Genomic DNA, 2749 nt, shown 5'->3' with positions numbered 1-2749 from the left:
ATAAACAAACATCAACAGACCCTAATGTCTGAGAGTTGCATTGAAATCTCTCTGTTGCGACTACTATACAAAAAACAAATTCAATATGCAATTTTTTTAAAAAGATGTTTTATATTTTTATTTTAATTGTTTTGGAAATCAGGTGGCGTAAAGTTTAAGTCGAAAAACGCTGGACTTTGCTTTTTATGAAAAGCAATTTTAAAAAAATGGTTTTTTCTGGATTTTCTTTCTATAATTCAGTGGTAAACTGCAGCATAATCGATATAACGCAAGAGGGATTTATGGAAAAAGATACTCAGCCGGACTCTGTTTCTTCGGTTTTAAAAGTTTTTGGCATTTTGGAAGCATTGGCGGAGCAGAAAGAGATTGGAATTACCGATCTGGCACAGCGCTTGATGATGTCTAAAAGCACGACCTATCGCTTTTTGCAAACCATGAAAACATTGGGGTTTGTTTCGCAGCAAGGGGAAAGTGACAAATATGGATTGACGCTAAAACTGTTTGAGTTGGGTGCCAAATCGTTGGAGTATGTGGATCTGATCAGCTTGGCGGATAAAGAGATGCGGGTTATTTCGGAGCAAACCAACGAAGCCCTGCATTTAGGCGCATTGGACGGTACAGAAATTGTGTATCTGCACAAAATTGATTCCGGCTACAACTTGCGCATGCAATCGCGTATCGGACGACGCAATCCGCTTTACAGCACCGCAATCGGCAAAGTGCTGCTGTCGGATTACACAGATGAAGAGGTGCAAAAAGTATTACAACCGGTCGAATTTGTGAAACATACCGCCAAAACCCTAGAAAACGTCGAGCAACTGCAACAGGCTTTGCTGCAAGTGCGGTCACAACATTATGCAGAAGATAACGAAGAGCAAGAACCCGGTTTGCGTTGTATTGCCGCACCAATCTACAACCGTTTTGGACGGATCATCGCAGGGTTATCAATTTCGTTACCGACGATTCGTTTTGAAGAGGATAAACTACAGCACTTGGTCGGTCTGCTGCAACAGGCTGGGAAAAACATTTCCGAACAGTTAGGTTTCCACGACTACCCATCCACGACTAGCGATAAGTGAGTTTATCCTAGTCAGGTTAGGACGCCACACTAAGGCTACTTAATACTGTAGCTTGTCAACCGCACTTTTAAATCGATTGATTATAAAAGTGCGGTTGCGCCAGTTAACAATAGCAATTTAAAGTGTTTTCATTTCATCCGCAATGATTTCGGCTTCCGGGCCAAGAATCACTTGCAGTGCATTGTCACCCAATTTGACATTACCTTTTGAGCCTAGTGCTTTCAGTTGAGTCTCATTGATTTTACTGCGATCACGCAACACTAAACGCAAGCGAGTGATACAGGCATCAATGCTGCTGATATTGTCTTTACCGCCCAGCGCCGCAACAAATTGCTGGGCTTTCTCACGACGACCAATGTTTTGCGTGACTGGAGCGGCACTCGGTTCATCTTCTAGCATCGCTTCACGACCCGGCGTTTTCAAACGGAACATTTTGATGGCGGCGGTGAACAGTACATAGTAAATCACCGAGAATACTAAACCTTGCAGGATCAGCATATACCAGTTTTGTGCTAATGGATTTTGTGAAGACAACACCATATCCACCAAGCCTGCGCTGAAACCGAAACCGGCGATCCATTGCATTGAGGCAGCAAAGAACACTGAAATCCCAGTCAACAGAGCATGGATCACATACAGCACTGGGGCGACGAACATGAAGGAAAATTCCAATGGTTCGGTGATCCCGGTGAAGAAAGAAGCCAATGCAGCCGCAATCATCAAAGAAGCCACTTTAGCTTTATTTTCTGGTTTTGCCATGTGATAAATTGCCAAGGCAGCTCCCGGTAAACCGAACATCATAATCGGGAAAAATCCGGCTTGATACATTCCGGTCACGCCTAAAACCGCTTTGCCTTCAGCCAGCGATTGTGCGCCACCAATAAAGTTTGGAATATCGTTAATCCCGGCAACATCAAACCAGAATACGGAGTTCAGGGCGTGGTGCAAGCCGATTGGAATCAATAGACGGTTGAAGAAACCGTAAATACCGGCACCGACTGCCCCCATATCTTTGATAGAATCGCCGAAACTGACCAAACCACCAAAAATGATTGGCCATACATACAATAAAATGAAAGATAATACGATTGCAGTAACCGAAACCACAATCGGCACTAAGCGTTTACCGCTGAAAAATGCCAATGCCGGAGGCAGTTGCACTTTATAATAGCGATTATACAGGGCGGCAGAAATTGCACCGACCAAGATACCGACAAATTGGTTATTGATTTTGCCAAATGCGGCAGGCACTTGGTCAAGTGCGATACCTTCCAATTGGGCCACAGCGCCTGGTGACAACAAGGTGGTTACTACTAAAAATCCGACCAAACCTGACAGTGCGGCAGAACCATGTTTGTCCTCGGACATACCGAACGCCACCCCAACGGCAAACAGCAACGACATATTATCAATAATGGCGGCACCGGATTTAATTAACAGGGCAGCCAGTTGACTGTCGGCACCCCAACCGTTTGGATCCAGCCAGTAACCAACCCCCATCAAAATCGCTGCTGCCGGCAGTGCAGCCACCGGCACCATTAAGGCTCTGCCGATGCGTTGTAAGTAGTTAAGAATAGACATAATTTCCCTCTCTCAAGGATAATAAAAACGAGTAAATAGATAATATATTTCACTTCGAAAAATATCTTTACATAAAGAGTGTTTATATT

At 44.1% G+C, this 2749-nt stretch carries 2 protein-coding genes; one reads left to right on the top strand and one right to left on the bottom strand.

Going from position 1 to position 2749, the window contains the following annotated elements; translation table 11 throughout:
- Positions 1-281 precede the first annotated feature (281 nt).
- A complete protein-coding gene (gene kdgR / locus FHQ23_RS11935) occupies positions 282-1079 on the top strand; it encodes a DNA-binding transcriptional regulator KdgR (protein ID WP_139614517.1) in 798 nt (265 codons plus the stop codon).
- A gap of 117 nt (positions 1080-1196) precedes the next feature.
- On the opposite strand, the gene nagE is transcribed toward kdgR, so the two are convergent.
- Positions 1197-2660, bottom strand: a complete 1464-nt coding sequence (gene nagE / locus FHQ23_RS11930; protein WP_139614516.1) for an N-acetylglucosamine-specific PTS transporter subunit IIBC — start codon at positions 2658-2660, stop codon at positions 1197-1199.
- Between the last annotated feature and the right edge of the window lie 89 nt (positions 2661-2749).

The organism is Testudinibacter crocodili (genome assembly GCF_006228025.1).
Lineage (GTDB): Bacteria > Pseudomonadota > Gammaproteobacteria > Enterobacterales > Pasteurellaceae > Chelonobacter.
The sequence above is the reverse complement of the archived record's forward strand: the minus strand, read 5'-3'. Positions and strand labels throughout refer to the sequence as shown.

What these genes read in the sequence shown, in the direction of transcription:
- kdgR (WP_139614517.1), top strand. Translation starts at nt 282, where the DNA reads ATGGAAAAAGATACTCAGCCGGACTCTGTTTCTTCGGTTTTAAAAGTT.
- nagE (WP_139614516.1), bottom strand. Translation starts at nt 2,660, where the DNA reads ATGTCTATTCTTAACTACTTACAACGCATCGGCAGAGCCTTAATGGTG.